The sequence below is a fragment of the Streptomyces sp. cf386 genome, from assembly GCF_900103585.1.
In the GTDB taxonomy this organism is placed as follows: domain Bacteria; phylum Actinomycetota; class Actinomycetes; order Streptomycetales; family Streptomycetaceae; genus Streptomyces.
Map to the genome: position 1 here is coordinate 51,740 of NZ_FNHV01000001.1, position 13,840 is coordinate 65,579.

The window sequence follows — 13,840 nt, forward strand, 5'->3', positions numbered from 1 at the left end:
CGCGCGGGGGCGTCCATATTGCGCCGGGCACGACGGTTCACCGAGGGGCTCTCCCGCAAGGAGTCACCAAGGGCCCCCAGGCAATCCCCGGGACCCACCCCGCAGCAGCTCAAGGACCCGTCCCGCGCCTCGCCCGACGGCCCCCTCGCGCCCGGCACGCAAGTGCGGGGTAGCCGCGCGGGCGTCCATATCGCGCTGGGCACGGCTGTTCACCGGGAGCCGTCCCGCAGGGAGTCGCCAGGGGCCGACCCGCGGCAGCTCAAGAGCCGCCCCCACGGCGGTCCCTCCGCAGACCGTCCCGCAGGGAGTCACCAGGAGCCGCCCCACTGCGACGCCAGGGCGTGCCAGGGCCCGCCCCGCCGCAGCTCAAGAGACCCGCCCCACGACGGTCCCCCACAGGCCGCCCCGCAGGGAGTCACCGACTGACCCTCCGAACAAGGCCACCCACCCCACGACCTCGTACCGTTGAGACATGAGCGGCGGCACTGTGACGCTCTTCCTCTGCGGCGACGTGATGCTCGGACGCGGCGTCGATCAGATCCTGGCACGGCCCGGCGACCCCGGGCTGCGGGAGGGGTACGTCGCGGACGCTCGGGCGTATGTGAGCATGGCGGAGGCGGTGAGCGGGCCGATTCCGGCGCCGGTGGACCCGTCCTGGCCGTGGGGCGAGGCGCTGGGGCTGCTGGAGGCGAGCGCGCCCGACGTCCGGATCGTCAATCTGGAGACGTCGGTCACGCGCAGCAACGCGTTCGAGCCCGGCAAGGCGGTGCACTACCGCATGCATCCGGCCAACCTCCCCGCCCTCACCGTGGCCCGGCCCGACGTCTGCGTCCTGGCCAACAACCATGTGCGGGACTTCGGCCGACCTGGCCTGGAGGAGACCCTCGCCGTGCTGCACGGCGCCGGTCTGCGGACGGCGGGCGCGGGGCGGAGTGCCGAGGAGGCGTACGCGCCCGTCGCGCTCCCGCTCCCCCACGGCGGCCGTGTGCTCGTCTTCGCCCTCGGCGTCGCCAACAGCGGTATCCCGCCCGGCTGGGCGGCCACGTCCGAGCAGCCCGGCGTCGCCCATGTGCCCGAACTCTCGCCGACCCCGGCCGCCGCCGCGGTGCGGCACATCCGGCAGGTGAAGCGGGCCGGCGACATCGTGGTCGTGTCCGTGCACTGGGGGTCCAACTGGGGCTACCTCGTCCCCCGCGACCAACGCCGCTTCGCGCACGCCCTGGTGGACGGCGGCGCCGACATCGTCCACGGCCACTCCTCGCACCATCCCCGCCCCGTCGAGCTCTACCGCAACCGGCTGATCCTGCACGGCTGCGGCGACTTCATCGACGACTACGAGGGCATCCCCGGCTACGAGGAGTACCGCGACGACCTGCGCATCGCCTACTTCGTGACGGTCGCGGCGGACACCGGCGCCCTCACCGACCTGCGTATGTCACCCCTGCACGCCCGCCGGATGCGCCTGGAACACGCGCCGCCCGAGGACCGCGCCTGGCTGCGGAGCACCCTGGACCGCATCAGTTACGGCGCCCACGTCACCCTGGGCGGAGACGGCGCGCTCACTCTGACGAAGGGCACCGCCCGATCCGCTCGGTGAGCCTCCCCAGCCTCCCGAACCACTGTGAACGCGACTCGCCGCCCGAGCCACCGTAAGCCTCACCCGCCGCAGCCTCACTCGCCGCGCAGCGCCTCCAGCACATCGGCGTCGGTCAGCTGTCCGAAGTCCTCGTACCACTCCCCCACCGAGCTGAACAGCCTCGGCTCGTGCAGGCAGACGAACTCGTCGACCTCCCGGCGCAGTTCCTCGGCCGCCTCCGGCGCACAGACCGGTACGGCCAGCACCAGGCGCTCGGGGTTCCGGTTCCGTACGGCGCGCAGGGCGGCCCGTGCCGTCGAGCCGGTCGCGACCCCGTCGTCGACCACGACGGCGGTACGGCCGCGCAGCTCCGTGGCCGGCCGGCCCTCCCGATACCGCTCCTCACGCCGCCGCAGCTCCTTGCGCTCCCGCTCCACCACCGACGCCAGATCGGCCTCGCTCAGCCCCAGCCGGTCCAGCGTCGCCTCGTCGAAGAGCGGAGGGTCGTCGCCCGCGAGCGCGCCGACCCCGAACTCCTGATGGAACGGGGCGCCGATCTTGCGTACGACGAGCACGTCCAGCGGGGCCTCCAACACCAGGGCGATCTCCCGGGCGACCGCGACACCGCCCCTGGGCAGCGCGAGGACGACGGGGTGCGCGAGGATGCCCTTGTCCTGCCGGATGCGCAGCTGCTCCGCCAGCTCCCGCCCGGCCTCCTGGCGGTCACGGAACTGCATGGCTTCCCCTTCCGTCCGTCGCCGCGTACCCCACCCACAGGAATCGGACACACCACGGTGCTCGGCGGACACATCGCGGCACTCCCGTCTTCTCCTCCGCACGGGTCTGGACCCCCTGATGGACCTGGCCTAGGGTTCCCAACAGCAAGCGCTTTCTAGCCTGACCATGCCAACTCACCCATGGCCATGTCGGACATTCCCCCTTCAGTCATGTGAGGAAAGGAAGCGTCTCGTGCCGCACCACGACTCGCCCCGCCCGCCCCGCCCGTCCCACCTCTGGACCCGCAAGTCCTTCCTGCGGGGAATGGCCGCCGCGGGAGCGGCCCCACTGCTGCCAGGCCTTCTCCCCACGACCGCCGCTGCCGCGCCGAACCGTCCCGACTTCCCGCTGCTGCACGGCGGCACCGCCGTCGACCTGTACGTCGACGCGGCCGACGACCCCGCCGTGATCCGCGCGGCCGGCGATCTCCAGGCGGACGTCGAACGGGTCGGCGGAGTACGGCCGGAGCTGCGCCACACCCTCCCGGAGACTTCTGCCGCGGGCCTCGTCCTGATCGGCACCCTCGGCGCCAGCCCGGTCGTCGACCGGCTCGTCGCGCAGGGGCGCCTGGACGTCTCGCGGGTGAAGGGGCGCTGGGAGGCGTCGGTGACGCAGGTGGTGGAACGTCCACTGCCCGGGGTGGAACGGGCCCTGGTGATCGCGGGCAGCGACCGGCGCGGCACCATCTACGGCGTCTACGACATCTCGGAGCGCATCGGGGTCTCCCCGTGGTACTGGTGGGCCGACGTCCCCGTGCCCCGACGCGACACGGTGGCCGTGCCCGCCGGACCGCTCAAGCGGTACGAGCCGTCGGTGCGTTACCGGGGCATCTTCATCAACGACGAGCAGAACCTCACCACTTGGTCGCACCGCACCCAGGAGCCGGACAAGAACATCGGCCCGGAGACGTACAAGCGCGTCTTCGAGCTGCTGCTCCGCCTCAAGGCCAACTACCTGTGGCCGGCGATGCATCCGTACTCCGACTTCTTCAACAAGCACCGCGAGAACCCCGAACTGGCCGACCGCTACGGCATCGTCGTCGGCTCCAGCCACCCCGAGGCCCTGCTGCGCAACGGCGTGCACGAGTGGGCGCCTTGGGCGGAGGAGCACCGCGGCGTGGACGGCACCCTGCCGGTGTACGACTACACGGTGAACCCCGCCGTCATCTCCGACTACTGGAGAGCCCGGGCGAGACAGAACGCCGGGTACGAGAGCAGCTGGACGATCGGGATGCGCGGGCTGCACGACAGCGCCCTGGAGACCAAGTACGCCACGACGATCCCCGAGAAGGTGGCGGTGATGAACGACATCGTCGCCGACCAGCGCCGCATCCTGGCCGAGGAGGTCGGGGCGGCCGTCGAGCCGCAGATCTTCATCCCGTACAAGGAGGTCCTGGAGCTGTACAACGCGGGCGTCCAGGTCCCCGACGACGTCACGCTGATCTGGCCGGACGACAACCACGGCAACATGCGCCAGCTCCCGAACGACGCCGAGCGGGGACGCGCGGGCGGCAACGGGATCTACTACCACCTCTCCTACTGGGGCCGCCCGAAGAGCTATCTGTGGCTGGACACCACCCAACTGGCCAAGGTCTGGCAGGAGTTGCGGCGGGTGTACGAGCACGGCGTCGACCGGATGTGGATCTTCAACGTCGGTGACATCAAGTCGATCGAGACCGGGCTGTCCTTCTCCATGGACATGGCCTGGGACGTGGACCGGTGGGGCGCCGACGACGTCGAGGACTTCCTCGCGGAGTGGGCCGGGCGGCAGTTCGGGCACCGCCACGGTCGGGAGATCGCCGCGATCCGCACCGAGTACTACCGGCTCGCGGCCGAACTGCGCCCGGAGTTCATCGCCGGCGGACTGATCTCCACGATCCACCACGGCGATGAGGCGGGCGTCCGCATGGCCGCGTACGAGCGGCTACTGGAGCGGATCCGGGCGGTGGGGGCCAAGTTGCCGGAGACCTACCGGGACGCCTTCTACCAACTGGTCGAATACCCGGTGCACGGCGCGTACTTGATGAACCTGAAGTACTACTGGGCGGACCGCAACGCGCTCGCGGTCCGGCAGGGACGAGGGGCCGGGACCAACCGTTTCGCCGACCTGGCGGAGGCGGCCCATGCCAAGGAGGCTGCGCTCACCAAGCGGTACAACACCGAGGTGGCGGGCGGGAAATGGGACGGGATCGTCAATCCGTACCCCTCGCAGATCCCGAAGGCCCCGGGCCGCCCGGCCGTCACCAGGATCGCCCGGCAGGAGACCTCGGGGCTGGGTGTGGCCGCCGAGGGCAACGAGACGGGCGCGGGCCGACCGCTGTCCTTCTCCTCCTACACCCGGGACAGCCGTTTCCTCGACGTCTTCAACACCGGTTTCCTGCCGCTCGACTGGTCGGCCGAGGCAAGCCGGCCTTGGGTGCTGCTGAGCACGGCGGGCGGTTCGGTGGCCGAGCAGACCCGGGTGTGGGTGGCGATCGACTGGGCGCGGATTCCCGAGGGCACGTACGACGCGACGGTCGCCGTGAGCGGGGCCGGGCAGCGGGTCGAGGTGCCGTTGCGGGTGGTCAACGACGGTGAGCGGGAGCGGCGACGGGCGCGTGGGTTCGTGGAGGCCCACGGGTACGTCTCGATCGACGCCGTGCATGCCGACCACCGGGTGGCGCGTGGCGGGGCCCGCTGGCGTGTGGTGCGCGGGCTGGGCCGCCGTACCGGTGCCATGGAGGCGGTGCCGTCGACGGCGGCCCCGGTGACCGCCGACTTCGCCGCCAGGGCACCGGAGTTGAGGTACCGGGTGCGTTTCGGCGGCACCGGTCGCTTCCCGGTCACCGTCTTCCGGCTGCCGTCCCTCGATGAGCGCGGGCACCGGCGGCTGGCCCTCGCGCTCGACGACCAGCCGGCCACCGTCCTCACCGGACAGGCCGTCGCCACCGGCAACCGGGGTGACGCCTGGGCCCGCAATGTGGAGGACGGTGTGGAGAAGCTGACCGCGACCGTGACGGTGACCGAGCCCGGCGAGCATGTGCTGCGGCTCTTCATGGCCGACCCGGGCATCGCCGTCGACCAGATCGTCGTCGACACCGGCGGGCGGCCGGTCAGCTATCTGGCCCCGCCGGAGAGCTTCCATCCGGTGTTCAACCCCGACCCGGACCGCACGCCGGGCCGGTAGCCCCCTACTCGATGGTCCAGCCGACGCCACCGACGCCCGTGCTGTAGATGGGGCAGACGGCCGACGACTCGTTGTACTGGCCGGGGGCCAGCGTCACCCACTGGCCGGAGACGTCGAAGGCCCTGCCGCAGACGACCTCGGCGCGGAAGGTGACGGTGCGGTCGGTGTTGTTCTTGCAGCCCGCGATGCCGTGGTCCGGGTTGTTGTTGTGCACCCAGCCGTCGCAGTCGACGGTGCCCGCCAAGGCCATGGCGGGGGCGGCCACGCCGCCCACGGTGAGGGCCAGGGCCGAGACGGTCGTGGCCAGGCCGGCTGCGAAGATGCTCTTCCTGCGGTTCATGCGTGTCCCCGTGATGTTGTGGTTCCGTTCGGAGTTGCCACCCTCAGTGAAGGTCAGTGGCGCTCCGGCGGGAACCTCGGACATCCGAGGGTGCCTCCTGGTTCACCCGCCCGCCGTATCGGGCGTGTCGGCTTCGTTCCAGTCGTACGGCCCGCCGCCGCGCCACTCGATCAGCTCGGCGTCGTCGACGGCCCGGTTCTCGGTGGGCAGGTCCGCACGATGCACCAGGTCCAGCACGTCGAACAGGCTGTACGCGGTGCCCGCAGGCTTGCCGTGGATCGTCACCTGACGCCCGCCGTCCGACGCGGGCGGCAGGACCACCACGGGGGGACGCGTGTTCATGCCACCACCATGCGCTCTGGAGGGCCCGTACGCAGCCCGGCGTGCCGGACGGACTCGCTCGTCCGTCCGTCGCGCCGGTCGCTGCGGCCGTCAGCGTTGGTACAGCCCGACGAGTGTTCCGCTGGCCAGCTGCTGGCGGTCGAGCACCCGGTGCGCCTCGTCCGCCGTGGCCTCGTCCGGGATGGAGACGGGACCCGGGAGGGCGTAGAGGCGGAAGAAGTACCGGTGCGCCCGGTCGCCGGCCGGAGGTTGCGGACCGCCCCAGCCCGACTGCCCGTAGCCGTTTGTGTGCGGGTGGCTGCCCGGGGCCGCCCAGCCCGCGGGAAGCCCCGCCGTGTGCGGATCGATGCCGGTGACCAGCCAGTGGACGAAGGTCCCGGACGGCGCGTCCGGGTCCTCGCACAGCAGGGCCAGCTCCTCCGCCCGGTCGGGCACTCCGGACCAGGTCAGGGGCGGGGAGACGTTCTCCCCCTCCATGGCGTGGCGACGCGGGATCGTCTCGTGGTCGTGGAACGCGGAGCTCTTGAGATCGATGCCTGTCATGCGCGCCGCAGTACCCCTCGGGGCGCGGACCACACGCGATGCCGGGAAGTCGGAGTCGGCCCGGCGGCGGAGCCACCAGGGAGAACACCGCCACGCCGCTGGTTGCGGCGCGCTTCGTTTCGCCGTGTGCCACGCAGGGAACCCGGCCGCTGCGCCGACCTTGAGGGAGCAGCGCCGTGTCATTCCGCGACCGTAGCCACGCCGGACAGGAACTCGCCCTGCGGCTGATCGAGTGGGCCGGCTCCGGCGACCTCGTCGATCCGCTCGTGCTGGCCCTGCCGAACGGCGGCGTGCCCGTCGCGGCGGAGGTGGCCCGTGGGCTGCATGCCCCGCTGGACGTGCTGGTCGCCCACGAGGTCAGCACCCCGATCCGGCCGGAGACGGCCATCGGCGCGATCGTCGGCGACGATCCGCCGCTGTACGACCGGCAGAGCCTCGCCATGATGCATCTGTCCGAGGACCGACTCGGTGACGTCATCGCCCGTGAGCGCACCGATCTGCACCGCCGCGAGTACGTCTACCGTGGCCGCCGCCCGGCCCCTTCCGTCAACGGCCGCACGGTCGTCCTCGTCGACGACGGCCTGACGACCGGCCTGACCGCCATGGCGGCGCTGCGCTTCCTCCGCCGCCACGGTCCGGCCCGGCTGCTCCTGGCGGTCCCCGTCGGCAGCCCGCGCACGACGGCCGCCGTCCGTCCCGAGTGCGACGACCTCGTGTGCCTGGAGCAGCCGCCGTCGCTCCACGCGGTCGGTGAGTGGTACGAGGACTTCGGCCAGGTCTCCGACGCACAGGTCGCGGACACGCTGCAGGCGTTCCACGCCACGGCGTGACGCGGCGCCGGTCACCGCGGCCGTGACATGGTGGAGTCATGACCATCGACGTTCGCCCGGCCTCGGTCTTCGAGGACGTCCGCAAGGTGATCGGCCCGAAGTCGCCTGTGGCGAACGTCTGTTGGTGCCTGAGCTACCGCATCCCGTCCAAGGACAACAACGAACTCCGTGGACCGGCCCGCGGTGAGTACGTGGCCGAGTTGTGCCGTGCCGATCCCGCTCCGGGGGTGCTCGCCTACGACGGTGACGAGCCCGTCGGCTGGGCCGCGGTGGCGCCGCGCTCGGCCACGACCTTCGCACGCAACCGCAAGATCCCGCACGTCGACGACCTGCCGGTCTGGTCCCTGTGGTGCATCCGGGTACGCCCCGGCCATCGCAAGCAGGGGATCACCCACGCCCTCATCGCCGGCGCGGTCGAGTTCGCCCGCGACCTGGGCGCCCCGGTGATCGAGGCGTACCCCCTGGACAACGGCGACGCCAAGGTGGACCTGACGATGGCGTACGCCGGGCTCCGCAAGAACTTCGAACGCGCCGGGTTCGTCCACGCCGCCGACACCACCTCGGTGCTGGCCGGTCATCCCCGGATCCTGATGCGGCTCGACCTGCGCTGACCGGCGAACCCGCGCTCCCTGGCTCAGTGCACGGAGAGCCCGCCGTCGACGAAGATCGCCTGCCCGGTGACGTAGGCGGAGGCGCGGCTCGCGAGGAACACGGCCGCACCGGCGAAGTCCCCGGCCACGCCGTTGCGCCCGACCATCGTGCGCGCGGCGAGCGCCGCCACCTTCTCGGGGTCGGACGACAGGCGTGCGTTGAGGGGCGTCATGACGAACCCCGGCACGAGCGTGTTGCAGGTGACGCCGTACGGCGACCAGGCCTCCGCCTGGGAACGGGCCAGCGACTCCAGCGCGCCCTTGGAGACGCCGTAGGCACCGCTCTGGACGAAGGCCCGGTGCGCCTGCTGGGAGGTGACGTGGATGATCCGCCCGAACCCTCGCTCGGCCATGCCCGGCCCGAACCGCTGCCCCAGCAGATAGGGCGCCTCCAGGTTCACGGCCATGGTCGTGTCCCACACGTCCTCGCCGAGTTCTCCCATCGGGGGGCGCAGATTGATCCCGGCGCAGTTGACGAGGATGTCGGGCTCTGCGAACACCTCGGCCGCCTCCTCCGCCGCCGCGCGCACGCCGTCCCGCGTGCCCAGATCCGCGCTCACCCAGGCGGCCCGACAGCCCTGCGCCCCCAGCTCGCCGACCGTCTCCGCCAGCTCAGCCTCCCTGCGCGCCACGACCACGACACTCGCCCCCGCCCGTGCGAGGGCCTCGGCGATGGCCCGGCCGATGCCGGAGCTGCCGCCGGTCACCACGGCGACACGGTCGTCAAGCGAGAACAGTTCGGAGAGGTATGTCTGCGCGATCATGCCCGCACCTTAGGCCCGGCACCGTGTCACCGGTGGGCGACGGGGGTACCCGGTTCTGCGCTCGACGGTGCCGGGCCCTTCTGTGCCGTGCGGAGGGCCGGCCGACAGTCCCGTGCTCAGGAGGGACGATCATGATGAGCGTCAGCCATCACACCCCGTCGCAGGCCGAGGGCGAGCGCGAGGACGCCGACACCCCCAGGGCCGATCATCCGACTCCGGAATACACGACGCCCTCCCAGGCCGAGGGCGAGCGCGACGACACCCCCGAAACGACCGAGACGGTCACCGCCACCGACAGCCGCTCGTGACGGAGCACCACGCGCGGGTGACGCCCTGGCTCACGCCGCCGTATAGCCGAGCTGGCGTCTCATGAACGGCGTCATGAGCGTCTTCGCCTTGGCCAGGGTCGTGGTGCGGCTGCCGAGGACCGCCGTCTCGCCGCCCGGCACGGGCAGCAGGGTCACTCCGTCGGCCGGGCCGAACGGGACGATGATCGGGGTGCGGTGGATCGGCCGGTAGAAGCGGGGCTCCTTGCGGTGCTTGCCGGCGCTGTTCAGATAGGTGCGGATGTTGTGGGCGGCCAGATCCGCCTGGGCGAGCGCGGCCGGGGTGATCTTGAGCTCGGTGGCGTCGTTCACGTCGCCGACCGCGAACACGTCCAGCCAGCCCTGGACGCGCAGCGCCTGGTCGACCTTCACGTGGCCCGACGGGTTCAGCCAGTCACCGTGCCCGGCCAGCCGCAGCCAGAGCGTGTTGGGCGTGGTGCCGGTGGCCCAGAAGGAGTGGTCGGCCTCGATGATGTTGCCCTGGGCGTCGCGATAGGTGCCGAACTCGAACCCGGGCGACATGAAGGCGTCGAGCCGCACGTCCACGTCGTGGGACTCCAGCCAGGCCCGCGCCTTGCGCCCGGCCCGTGTGCTGCCGGTGGCGTGCAGCAGTTCCGGTCCGGAGTGGGCGAGCGTGACCCGGGCGTCGGGTCGGGCGAGCCGGATCTCGGCGCTGAGCTCGACGCCGGAGGGCCCGCCGCCGACGACCAGGACGTGCTCGGCGCCGGCGATCTGCTGCTGGTGCCCGGCGAAGGACTTCGCCGCCTCCTCGGCGGTGGTACCGCTGAAGCGGGCCGGTTCGGGGTAGTCGGCGCCGGTGGCGATCACCAGCACGTCGTACGGGAGCCGCTCCCCCGTCGCCAGCACGACCTGTCGCTCGGTGGTGTCGATGCGGACCGCCTTGCCGACGGCCACGCGGCCGTTGGCCAGCAGTCGGTCGTACGGGATGAACGGGGTGAACGACCAGTCCGGGCGCACTCCGGCGCGCAGGGAGGCGATGCGGTGGAAGAAGACCTCCTTGCGGTCCACCAGCGTGACCCGCGCCGTCGCGTCCAGTCGCTTGGCCAGTCGGACGCCGGCATAACCGCCGCCGATCACCACTACGTCGCCGTCAAGCACGCCGAGTCTCCTGTGCTGGGGGGGGGAAAGGAGGGGCGCATGACGCGACGGGTGGGCCGTCGTCGGCCACTCCCCTGTTCCAGCGAGCCTATCGCTTGAAACATAAAGAATTGATGGGGCTCGGTGTGCGTTCTGTGAAGGGGGTAAACGAAGACGTCCGGGCCGACCCTTGCGGGCCGGCCCGGACGTCTTGCTCGGGACGGCTCAGACGAGGTCGAACCGGTCCAGGTTCATGACCTTGACCCACGCCTGGACGAAGTCCTTCACGAACTTCTCCTTGGCGTCGTCGCTCGCGTAGACCTCGGCGAGGGCGCGCAGCTCGGAGTTCGAGCCGAAGACGAGGTCGGCACGGGTGCCGGTCCACTTGACCTCGCCGGAGGCGTCACGGCCCTCGAACGTGGTCTGGTCCTCGGAGGTGGACTTCCAGGTCGTGCCCAGGTCGAGCAGGTTGACGAAGAAGTCGTTGGTCAGCTTGCCCGGGGTCTCCGTGAAGACACCGTGCTTGGACCCGCCCGCGTTCGCGTCCAGCACACGCAGACCGCCGACCAGGACGGTCGCCTCGGGGGCGCTCAGCGCGAGCAGGTTGGCGCGGTCCAGCAGCAGGTACTCGGCCGGAAGGCGGTTGCCCTTGCCGAGGTAGTTGCGGAACCCGTCGTACAACGGCTCCAGGGCCGCGAACGACTCGGGGTCGGTGTGCTCCTCGGTCGCGTCGACACGGCCCGCGGCGAACGGGACCTCGACCTCGACACCGGCGTCCTTGGCGGCCTTCTCCACGGCGGCGGAGCCACCGAGGACGATCAGGTCGGCCAGGGAGACCTTCTTGGCGCCGGAGTTGAACTCGCCCTGGATGTTCTCCAGGGCGCGCAGGACCTGCGCGAGCTCGTCCGGGTCGTTGGCCTCCCAGCCGCGCTGCGGCTCCAGGCGGATACGGGCGCCGTTGGCACCGCCGCGCTTGTCGCTGGCGCGGTGCGTGGCGGCCGACGCCCACGCGGCCTTGACCAGCTGCGGGACGGTCAGGCCGGAGGCGAGGATCTTGGCCTTGAGTGCCGTCACGTCGGCGGCGTCGATGGCCTCGCCCTCGGCCTCGGGCAGCGGGTCCTGCCAGAGCAGGGTCTCCGCCGGGACCTCCGGGCCGAGGTACAGGGACTTCGGGCCCAGGTCACGGTGGGTCAGCTTGTACCAGGCGCGGGCGAAGGCGTCCGCGAACTCGGCCGGGTTCTCGTGGAAGCGCTTCGAGATCGGACCGTAGATCGGGTCGAAGCGCAGCGAGAGGTCGGTGGTGAGCATCGTGGGCAGCTTCTTCGAGTCGCTGTGGGCGTCGGGGATGATCGCCTCGGCGTCCTTGGCCACCCACTGGTTGGCGCCGGCGGGGCTCTGGGTGAGCTCCCACTCGTAGCCGAAGAGGATGTCGAAGAAGTCGTTGCTCCACTGGGTGGGCTTGGTGGTCCAGGTGACCTCGAGACCGGAGGTGATGGCGTCACCGGCCTTGCCGGAGCCGTAGGTGGACTTCCAGCCCAGGCCCTGCTCCTCCATGGAGGCGGCCTCGGGGTCGTTGCCGACGGCGTCGGCCGGGCCGGCGCCGTGGGTCTTGCCGAAGGTGTGACCACCGGCGATGAGGGCGACGGTCTCCTCGTCGTTCATCGCCATGCGGCGGAACGTCTCACGGATGTCGCGGGCCGCGGCGATCGGGTCCGGGTTGCCGTTCGGGCCCTCGGGGTTGACGTAGATCAGGCCCATCTGGACGGCGCCGAGCGGGTTCTCCAGCTCGCGGTCGCCGGAGTAGCGCTGGTCGTCCAGCCAGGTGGTCTCGGGACCCCAGTACACGTCCTCGTCGGCCTCCCACACATCGGCACGGCCGCCGCCGAAGCCGAAGGTCTCGAAGCCCATCGACTCCAGCGCGACGTTGCCCGTGAGGATCATGAGGTCGGCCCAGGAGATGGACTGGCCGTACTTCTTCTTGACCGGCCACAGCAGACGGCGGGCCTTGTCGAGGTTGCCGTTGTCCGGCCAGCTGTTCAGCGGGGCGAAGCGCTGCTGACCGCGGCCGCCACCGCCGCGGCCGTCGCTGATGCGGTAGGTGCCGGCGCTGTGCCAGGCCATACGGATCATCAGCGGGCCGTAGTTGCCGAAGTCGGCGGGCCACCAGTCCTGCGAACTGGTCAGAACCTCGGCGATGTCGCGTTTCACGGCCGCGAGGTCGAGGGCCTGGAACGCCTCGGCGTAGTCGAACTCCTCACCGAGCGGGTTCGCGACGACGGGGTCCTTGGCGAGGATCTTCAGGTTGAGCCGCTCCGGCCACCACTGACGGTTGCCGCCGCCCTGCGTCGGGTGGGCGGCGCGACCGTGCGCGACGGGGCAGCCACCGGTGCCCTCAGCCTTTGCGTCAGTGACGATCGCATCGGGGTTCTCAGCCATGGGAAACCTTCCGAACTAGGTGAATCACAGTGCTCGGGGTGCACTGTTGGCGGTGGAACAGTCGGGGCACAGGCCCCAGTAGATGACCTCGGCCTCGTCGATGGTGAAGCCGTGGTCGTCGGACGCGGTCAGGCAGGGCGCCTCGCCGACCTCACAGTCGACGTCGGCGACGACACCGCACGACCGGCACACGATGTGGTGGTGGTTGTCGCCGATGCGCCCCTCGAACCGGGCCGGGCTGCCGGCCGGCTCGATACGGCGTATGAGTCCCGCCGCGGTGAGCGCGTGGAGGCCCTCGTACACGGCTTGCAGGGAGACATGGCCCACGCGATCACGCACCCCGGAGGCGATGGCCTCGACGCCGAGGTGGTCACCGGCCCGGACGGCCTCCAGCAGCGCGACGCGCGCGGCGGTCACCCGCAGGCCGGCACCGCGCAGCTCCTCGGCGGGGGTCGGTGTCTGGGATGCGGTCATGGCGACAACCTACCTCCCTAAACACGAACGATTCAAGAAAACGAATGATGAAAGTTTGGTGCACCCCGGCGGAGGACCGCCCCACCCCCGGACCGGGAGCAGGGCAACCCCGGCAAGGGTAACCAGAAGCCGCATATCGGACACGCGCCCGCACCCCCGACGGTCCACCGACACCGACCGGTTCATTCCGTCGCGGACATTGGCCAAAAAAAGTTTCCGTGGCCAATCGATCCGTGGTCATGGTTGGCACTCGATAGCGTCCGTGATAGCTTCAACTGGCGTTTGGGGGAAAAGAGATCACCAATCTCGGTGATCACCCCACGGCCGGGACGGCTTCTGACCAGGGCCTTATCGGGGCCGACGCAAGCCGCGAACAACAGGCAAACGCACAGCGAAACGCGAACGGGGAACGCGTGAACATGAGCCGTCGAACTGCGACTTCGACCGTTGTCGCATGTCAACTATCCGGCCTCGATCATGTGTAGCAGCCACCCACTGAAAAGCATCTGTCGATAAGCT

General features: G+C 70.9%; 13 protein-coding genes. 5 read left to right on the forward strand and 8 right to left on the reverse strand.

Translation table 11 applies throughout. The annotated features are described in order from the left end of the window. Positions 1-472 precede the first annotated feature (472 nt). A complete protein-coding gene (locus tag BLU79_RS00250; RefSeq protein ID WP_093903494.1) occupies positions 473-1,597 on the forward strand; it encodes a CapA family protein in 1,125 nt (374 codons plus the stop codon). Positions 1,598-1,671: 74 nt separating this feature from the next. Here the strand turns inward: BLU79_RS00250 and BLU79_RS00255 are convergent, their stop codons facing one another. Next, positions 1,672-2,313 (reverse strand): phosphoribosyltransferase, encoded by a 642-nt coding sequence (locus BLU79_RS00255; RefSeq protein WP_093903495.1) that lies wholly within the window; start codon positions 2,311-2,313, stop codon positions 1,672-1,674. Between the two features lie 304 nt (positions 2,314-2,617). On the opposite strand from BLU79_RS00255, the gene BLU79_RS00260 reads away from it, so the two are divergent. Beyond that, positions 2,618-5,518, forward strand: a complete 2,901-nt coding sequence (locus BLU79_RS00260; RefSeq protein ID WP_093904158.1) for a glycosyl hydrolase 115 family protein — start codon at positions 2,618-2,620, stop codon at positions 5,516-5,518. 4 nt (positions 5,519-5,522) lie between these two features. Here the strand turns inward: BLU79_RS00260 and BLU79_RS00265 are convergent, their stop codons facing one another. The 3 genes from BLU79_RS00265 to BLU79_RS00275 all read right to left on the reverse strand — a co-directional run bounded on the left by BLU79_RS00265 (position 5,523) and on the right by BLU79_RS00275 (position 6,743). Beyond that, positions 5,523-5,858 carry a hypothetical protein gene (locus BLU79_RS00265; protein ID WP_093904159.1) on the reverse strand — a complete coding sequence of 112 codons (336 nt, stop codon included), beginning with the start codon at positions 5,856-5,858 and terminating at the stop codon, positions 5,523-5,525. 102 nt (positions 5,859-5,960) lie between these two features. Then, on the reverse strand, positions 5,961-6,200 hold the full coding sequence (locus tag BLU79_RS00270; protein WP_093903496.1) for a hypothetical protein: 240 nt from the start codon (positions 6,198-6,200) through the stop codon (positions 5,961-5,963). 90 nt (positions 6,201-6,290) lie between these two features. Next, a complete protein-coding gene (locus BLU79_RS00275) occupies positions 6,291-6,743 on the reverse strand; it encodes a YbhB/YbcL family Raf kinase inhibitor-like protein (RefSeq protein WP_093903497.1) in 453 nt (150 codons plus the stop codon). A 176-nt stretch (positions 6,744-6,919) separates the two neighbouring features. Here BLU79_RS00275 and BLU79_RS00280 point away from each other — a divergent pair, with 176 nt between their 5' ends. Both BLU79_RS00280 and BLU79_RS00285 read left to right on the forward strand, forming a co-directional pair. After that, entirely contained in the window at positions 6,920-7,573 is a 654-nt protein-coding gene (locus BLU79_RS00280; protein ID WP_093903498.1) for a phosphoribosyltransferase, read from the forward strand. Between the two features lie 38 nt (positions 7,574-7,611). Then, complete coding sequence (locus BLU79_RS00285) at positions 7,612-8,184, forward strand: GNAT family N-acetyltransferase (RefSeq protein WP_093903499.1); 573 nt, start codon at positions 7,612-7,614, stop codon at positions 8,182-8,184. A gap of 23 nt (positions 8,185-8,207) precedes the next feature. Here the strand turns inward: BLU79_RS00285 and BLU79_RS00290 are convergent, their stop codons facing one another. Next, the gene (locus tag BLU79_RS00290; RefSeq protein WP_093903500.1) at positions 8,208-8,987 is read right to left on the reverse strand and encodes an SDR family NAD(P)-dependent oxidoreductase; all 780 of its coding nucleotides are present in this window, start codon (positions 8,985-8,987) and stop codon (positions 8,208-8,210) included. Positions 8,988-9,118: 131 nt separating this feature from the next. Between BLU79_RS00290 and BLU79_RS47990 the strand changes: the two genes are divergently transcribed. After that, positions 9,119-9,295 carry a hypothetical protein gene (locus tag BLU79_RS47990; RefSeq protein ID WP_177000807.1) on the forward strand — a complete coding sequence of 59 codons (177 nt, stop codon included), beginning with the start codon at positions 9,119-9,121 and terminating at the stop codon, positions 9,293-9,295. Positions 9,296-9,325: 30 nt separating this feature from the next. On the opposite strand, the gene BLU79_RS00295 is transcribed toward BLU79_RS47990, so the two are convergent. The 3 genes from BLU79_RS00295 to BLU79_RS00305 all read right to left on the reverse strand — a co-directional run bounded on the left by BLU79_RS00295 (position 9,326) and on the right by BLU79_RS00305 (position 13,321). Further along, positions 9,326-10,432 carry an NAD(P)/FAD-dependent oxidoreductase gene (locus tag BLU79_RS00295; RefSeq protein ID WP_093903501.1) on the reverse strand — a complete coding sequence of 369 codons (1,107 nt, stop codon included), beginning with the start codon at positions 10,430-10,432 and terminating at the stop codon, positions 9,326-9,328. A 204-nt stretch (positions 10,433-10,636) separates the two neighbouring features. Beyond that, entirely contained in the window at positions 10,637-12,847 is a 2,211-nt protein-coding gene (gene katG / locus BLU79_RS00300; RefSeq protein ID WP_093903502.1) for a catalase/peroxidase HPI, read from the reverse strand. 24 nt (positions 12,848-12,871) lie between these two features. Continuing rightward, positions 12,872-13,321: a Fur family transcriptional regulator gene (locus tag BLU79_RS00305; protein WP_093903503.1), complete on the reverse strand. Its 450-nt coding sequence runs from the start codon at positions 13,319-13,321 to the stop codon at positions 12,872-12,874. Positions 13,322-13,840 lie beyond the last annotated feature (519 nt).

Bases quoted from the DNA above. Each gene is read 5' to 3' on its own strand.
- BLU79_RS00250 (WP_093903494.1), top strand. From the start codon at position 473: ATGAGCGGCGGCACTGTGACGCTCTTCCTCTGCGGCGACGTGATGCTC.
- BLU79_RS00255 (WP_093903495.1), bottom strand. From the start codon at position 2,313: ATGCAGTTCCGTGACCGCCAGGAGGCCGGGCGGGAGCTGGCGGAGCAG.
- BLU79_RS00260 (WP_093904158.1), top strand. From the start codon at position 2,618: ATGGCCGCCGCGGGAGCGGCCCCACTGCTGCCAGGCCTTCTCCCCACG.
- BLU79_RS00265 (WP_093904159.1), bottom strand. From the start codon at position 5,858: ATGAACCGCAGGAAGAGCATCTTCGCAGCCGGCCTGGCCACGACCGTC.
- BLU79_RS00270 (WP_093903496.1), bottom strand. From the start codon at position 6,200: ATGAACACGCGTCCCCCCGTGGTGGTCCTGCCGCCCGCGTCGGACGGC.
- BLU79_RS00275 (WP_093903497.1), bottom strand. From the start codon at position 6,743: ATGACAGGCATCGATCTCAAGAGCTCCGCGTTCCACGACCACGAGACG.
- BLU79_RS00285 (WP_093903499.1), top strand. From the start codon at position 7,612: ATGACCATCGACGTTCGCCCGGCCTCGGTCTTCGAGGACGTCCGCAAG.
- BLU79_RS00290 (WP_093903500.1), bottom strand. From the start codon at position 8,987: ATGATCGCGCAGACATACCTCTCCGAACTGTTCTCGCTTGACGACCGT.
- BLU79_RS47990 (WP_177000807.1), top strand. From the start codon at position 9,119: ATGATGAGCGTCAGCCATCACACCCCGTCGCAGGCCGAGGGCGAGCGC.
- katG (WP_093903502.1), bottom strand. From the start codon at position 12,847: ATGGCTGAGAACCCCGATGCGATCGTCACTGACGCAAAGGCTGAGGGC.
- BLU79_RS00305 (WP_093903503.1), bottom strand. From the start codon at position 13,321: ATGACCGCATCCCAGACACCGACCCCCGCCGAGGAGCTGCGCGGTGCC.